General features: G+C 77.3%; 3 protein-coding genes. 2 read left to right on the top strand and 1 reads right to left on the bottom strand.

From position 1 onward, the window contains the following. Nucleotides 1–155: 155 nt before the first annotated feature. Nucleotides 156–1,145, bottom strand: coding sequence for a toll/interleukin-1 receptor domain-containing protein (locus ACTUAL_RS22900; protein ID WP_177154573.1), 990 nt, complete (start codon nucleotides 1,143–1,145; stop codon nucleotides 156–158). 146 nt (nucleotides 1,146–1,291) lie between these two features. On the opposite strand from ACTUAL_RS22900, the gene cydD reads away from it, so the two are divergent. Then, nucleotides 1,292–4,357 (top strand): thiol reductant ABC exporter subunit CydD, encoded by a 3,066-nt coding sequence (cydD, locus tag ACTUAL_RS22905; protein WP_440901684.1) that lies wholly within the window; start codon nucleotides 1,292–1,294, stop codon nucleotides 4,355–4,357. Continuing rightward, a complete protein-coding gene (locus ACTUAL_RS22910) occupies nucleotides 4,354–5,472 on the top strand; it encodes a GAF domain-containing sensor histidine kinase (RefSeq protein ID WP_096490997.1) in 1,119 nt (372 codons plus the stop codon). The genes cydD and ACTUAL_RS22910 overlap by 4 nt, the downstream gene beginning before the upstream one ends. Nucleotides 5,473–5,655 lie beyond the last annotated feature (183 nt).

Below are 5,655 nucleotides of genomic sequence, written 5' to 3' on the forward strand. Positions count from 1 at the left end.
CCCGCGGGCGGCCGGGGGGGGGGGGGGGGGGGGGGGGGGGGGCGCCCCCCCCCCCCCCCCCCCCCCCCACGACCCCCGGCGCCGCCGGACTCCGGCCCCGCCTCGCGGCGCACGCGGCGGGGCCGGTTCTTCCCCCGGCCCGACCAGGGCCCCGCTCAGCCGGACCCGCGCTCCACCAGCAGCAGCGCCGTCTGCAACGACTTGCACCCGCGCCGCAGCGTCCGCAGCGTGTGCCGCAGCGGCGCGTACTTCTCCTCCAGCGGGCGGAAGCGGTCGAGCAGGTCCGAGACCGCCCGCTCGTCCGCCCACAGCGCCGCCACCTCGTCGGCCAGCCCCGCCGCGCCCGCGCGCCGCTCCGGGGCCAGCGCCCCGGCCACCGCGGCCTCGTAGTCCCGGCACCCGTCGCTGAACCGCTCCCCGAGCACCCGCAGCGCGGCGGCCACGCCCAGCGCCGTCCGCTGCGCCTCCACCGGCGGGCGCACCGAGGCCCGCTCGACGGCCACCAGCTCGTCCGACAGCGCCGCGCGCACCTCCGCCAGCAGCGCCCCCACCGCCCGGTGCCGCTCGCGGAACGCGCCCAGCAGCGGGTCCTCGTCGGCGGACGGCGCCGGGGGAGCGGTGGCCAGCACCCGCTCGGCCTCCTCCACCACGTCCACCAGGTCGCCCGCCAGCGCCAGCACCGCCCGCCGCCACACCGCCGACCCGCTGCCCTCCAGCATCGCCTCCCGCAGGTCCCGGTACTGGCGCTCGCTGATCACCCGCACCAGCGGGTCCTCGTGGTCGGGGGTGAGCATCCGGTGCCCGAGCAGCACGACCGGCAGCAGCAGCGACGGCACGCCCCGCCGGTCGGCCTCGCTGTGGAAGCGGTGCAGCTCCTTGCGGCAGTACGGGCGGTCGAAGTACAGGTTGGTGATCAGCGGCAGGAACACCGGCGCGCTGTCGATCGCCTGGTCGATGCCGCTGCGCCACTCCTGGCCCCACACCAGGTCGGTGCGGTCCACGAACACCTCGACGCGCCTGCCCCGGTCGGAGAAGGCGAACTGCTCCAGCGCGCGGGTGAACGGCTCGATGAAGCCGAGCACGTGGTCGTCGTCCTGCGCGTAGCTCAGGAAGACGCGGATGGGGGACTCCTCCGAGGGCGGCACACCGCAGGTTAGCCCGCAGGCCCCCCGGTCCTCCCGCACTTCTGCGCCTCGCCGGTGAGCACCGCGAGGGGCCTGGGACCTTGGTCCTGCGCGGGCCGGGACCGTCGCCCCGCACACGCGGGCCCACCTCGGCATACCGTGGAACCGTGAGCTTCCCCGGTGACCTTCCCGCCAGGAAAAAGCCGGGGCGGGGCCCGCTCGGCGCGCTGCCGAAGCTGTCCGCTTCAGCGCGCCGGGCCCTGGTCCTGTGCGCCTTCCTCGCCGCCTGCACCGCCGTCGCGCTCGTGGCGCAGGCGGTCGCCCTCGGCACCGCGCTCGCCGACCTCGTCGCGGGCGGCTCGCCGCCGCTGTGGCCGATCGCCGCGACCGTCATCGCCCGCGCCCTGCTCGCCTGGGCCACCGAGTCCGCCGCCGCCCGCGCCGCCGCGGGCGCCAAGGAGGAGCTGCGCGCCGCCCTGCTCGACCGCTCGCTCGCCAACGGCCCGGAGTGGATCACCGCCCGCGGCCCGGCCGAGCTGACCGCGCTGGCCACCAAGGGGCTCGACGCGCTCGACGCCTACTTCACCCGCTACCTGCCCGCCCTGGTGACCACGGCCGTCGTGCCGCCCGCCGTGGGCCTGTGGATCCTGCTCAGCGACCCCACCTCCGCGGTGCTGATCACCATCACCATCCCGCTGATCCCGGTGTTCGCCATCCTGATCGGCAAGTTCACCGAGCAGACGGTCGCCGCGGTCGCGACCACCACCGAGAAGCTCTCCGCCCGGCTGCACGAGCTGGTCCGGGCTCTCCCGGTGCTCACCGCGTTCGGCCGCGCCCAGGCCCAGGCCGAGGCGGTCCGCCGCACCGGCGACGCCCACCGCAGGGCCACCATGGGCACGCTGCGCGTGGCGTTCCTGTCCGCGCTCGTGCTGGAGATCGCCGCGTCGCTGTCGGTCGCGCTCATCGCGGTCGGCATCGGCGTGCGCCTGGTCTACGGGGACATGAGCCTGGCGACCGGCCTGATCGTGCTGATCCTGGCCCCCGACTGCTACCTGCCGCTGCGCAACGCGGGAGCCGCCCACCACGCCAGCGAGGACGGCCTGGAGGCGGTCCGCCGGGTCGCCGAGGTCGTGGACTCCCCGCAGGCGCGGATCACCGTCCCCGAGGCGGGCGAGACCGGTGTGGAGGTGCGCGACCTGCGCGTCGAGCGGCGCGGCGGGTTCGCCCCCGACGGGCTCGACTTCACCGTCCGACCGGGTCAGGTGCACCACCTGGACGCCCCCAGCGGGCGCGGCAAGTCCACCACCATCGCCGCCCTCCTCGGCTTCCTCGCGCCCACCTCCGGCGAGGTCCGGGTGCGCGGCAGCGTCGCCTGGGTGCCGCAGCGGCCCGCGTTCGCCGCCCGCACCGTCGCCGAGGAGCTGGAGCTGACCACCGGGCGCGTCGACCACGGGGTGCTGCGGCGGGTCGCCGCCGAGCACCTGGTCGACCGGCCGGTCGCCGAGCTGTCCACCGGCGAGCGGCAGCGCGTCGCCGTGGCGCGGGCGCTGAGCACCGGCGCGGACGTGCTGCTGCTCGACGAGCCGACCGCCCACCTCGACCCGGCCACCGCCGCCAAGGTCATGGCCGCGATCACCGCCGCAGCCGAGGGCGGGGCCGCCGTCGTGCTCGCCACCCACCGGCTCGCCGAGGCCGCCGACACCGACGACGGCGCCACCGCCGTGCGCGCCGCCGACCGCGAGCCCACCACCCCGCGCACCCCCCGCCCCACCCGCCTGCTGCTCGGCGGCGCCGCCATCGGCACGGCCGCGCTGCTCAGCGGCGTCGCCCTCACCGCCCTGTCGGCCTACCTGATCGCCAAGGCGTCCACCCAGCCGCCGATCCTCACCCTGTCCGTGATCACCGTGGGCGTGCGGGCGTGCGCGCTGGCCAAGGGCGTGCTGCGCTACCTGGAGCGGCTCGTCACGCACGACGCCGCGTTCCGGTTCGCCGACGCGCTGCGCATCGACATGTGGCGCAACCTGCGCCCCGGCCGGGCCGAGCTGACCCGGCTGGTGGACGACACCGACACGGTCCGCGACCTGGTGCCCAGGGTGCTCCAGCCGCCGCTCGCCGCCGCGGGGGTCGGCCTGGCCGCCGTGCTCCTGTTCACCGCCATCCAGCCGGTCGCCGGTCTCGCCCTCGCGGCGCTCCTGCTGGTCGGCGGGCTCGCCGCGCCGCTGCTGGCCGCCGCGCTCGACCGCCGCGCCACCACCGCGCTGGCCAGGGGCCGCCGCCGGGTCTCCGAGGACGTGCTGACCCTGCTCACCGCCGCCCCCGACCTCATCGCGTTCCGCGCCGAGGGCCGCTACCGGGCCGGGCTCGCCGCCGTCGACGCCGAGCTGGCGCGGCAGACCCGCCGCCAGGCGTTCGGCGCGGGCGCGGCCACCGGCCTCATCACCCTCGCCACCGGCCTGGCCGCCGTCGTGTGCACCGCGCTCGCGGGCGACATCAACCCGCTGCTCGTCCCCGTGCTGGGCCTGGTCCCGCTCGCGCTGGTCGAGGCGCTGAGCGCGCTGCCCGCCGCCGCCCAGCACCGCACCGCGCTGCGCGAGGCCTACGGCCGCGTCACCGAGCGGCACCCCGAGGTGAGGCCCGCGACCGGACCCGCCAAGCTGGAGGACGTGGACGTCCGCTGGCCCGGTGCGGCCGAACCCGTGCTCCGGGACTTCACCCTGACCCCCGGCGCGGGCGAGCGGATCGCCGTCGTCGGCCCGTCCGGCGCGGGCAAGTCCACGCTGTTCGCGCTGCTCCTGGGCTTCCTGGAGCCCGAGCGCGGCCGGGTCACCCGCCCCGAGCGCGTCGCCTGGTGCCCGCAGGAGCCGATGCTGGTGTCCACCACGCTCAGGGAGAACCTCAAGCTCGGCGACGCGCACGCGGACGACGACCGGCTCCGCGAGGCCCTGGTCACCGCGGGGCTCCCGGAGTGGGCGGACCGGCTCGACACGATGATCGGCCCCACCCTGCTCTCCGGCGGCGAGGCCCAGCGGGTCGCGCTGGCCAGGGCGCTGCTGCACGACGCCGACCTGGTGCTGCTCGACGAGCCGACCGCGCACCTGGACCGCCCCGCGGCCGAGGCCCTGCTCGACCGGCTCGACGTGGCGCTGAAGGGGAAGACCGTGGTCCACATCACGCACCGGCCCGAGGAGACCAGGCACGCCGACCTGGTCCTGTCGATGCGGCCCGCCCGGTGACCGCCGTCGACCCGGCCCGCGTCCTGGCCGCCTCCACCGAGATCACCTCGCTGGCGCTGGAGGGCGACGACCCGGACGCGGTGCTGCCGCTGGTGGTCCGGCACGCCGCCGAGCTGGCGGGCGCCGACCTCGGCCTGTCGATGATCTCCGCCGACGACGGCACGCTGACCGTGGAGGCGTCCTCGGCCGGTCAGGAACCGGTCGGCGTCGTGGTGTCCAGCCGCTCCTCGGCCGCCCGCGCCGCCCGCACCGGCATCCCCGTGGTCGCCGCCGACCTGGTCAGCGACCCGAGGACCGCCCCGTTCGTGCCGAAGCCGCTGCGCGGCTACGGCCCGTTCGCGGTCGCCCCGTTCGGCACGAAGGAGCGGCGCATCGGCGCGCTCGCGGTGTACCGCAGGCGCGGCTCGACCCCGTTCAGCCCGGACACCGTCGACGTGCTCACCGCGTTCGCCGCGCACGCCGGGCTCGCCGTCGTGCTCGCCGAGGGCACCACGGCCCGCCAGCGCGTCGCCGTCTACCAGGAGCGCGAGCGCATCGCCCGCGACCTGCACGACGTGGTGATCCAGCGGCTGTTCGCGACCGGCGTGCAGCTGGACCTGCTGGACCGCAAGCTCAAGCTGGAGGGCCGCGAGGCCAAGCGGCTGGCCGACGCCGTGGACCAGCTCGACGAGACGATCGCCGAGGTGCGGGCCACCGTGCGCGCCCTGCGCGGCACCGTGCCGGAGCAGCTCGCGCACACCGACCTGGTCGACTCGGTGCGCTCCGAGGCCCGCACGGCGGGGGAGCTGCTGGGGTTCCGGCCGGACGTGCGCATCGTCGGCCACTTCCTGGACCTGGCGCCCGCGCTGGCCGACCAGGCGCGGGCCGCGCTGCGGGAGGCGCTGGCCAACGTGGTGCGGCACGCGGGCGCGGGCTGGGTGGGCGTCACCGTCGACAAGGACGCCGAGCGGCTCGCGCTGGAGGTCAGCGACGACGGGTGCGGGATTCCCGACGGGGTGGAGAAGCGCGGCCTGCGGCACCTGGAGGAGCGGGCGCTCGCGATGGGCGGCGGCTGCGAGATCAGCTCGTCGCCGTCGACCGGCACCACGATCCGCTGGCACGTCCCCCTCGCCTGACGGCGGGGGGCGCGCGGTGGTCGCGGCCCGGCGGTGGTGGCCCGATCGCGGACCGGCGAGCCCGCCTCGGCGGCTGCCCCCACGGCGGCGACCCCGTCCCGGCGGCGCCCGCCCCCGTGACCGCGCCCCGTGTCCACCCCCCATGACCACGCCTCAGCGCCCCGCCCCCCGCATCCGACACCC

The sequence above is a fragment of the Actinosynnema sp. genome, from assembly GCF_052038725.1.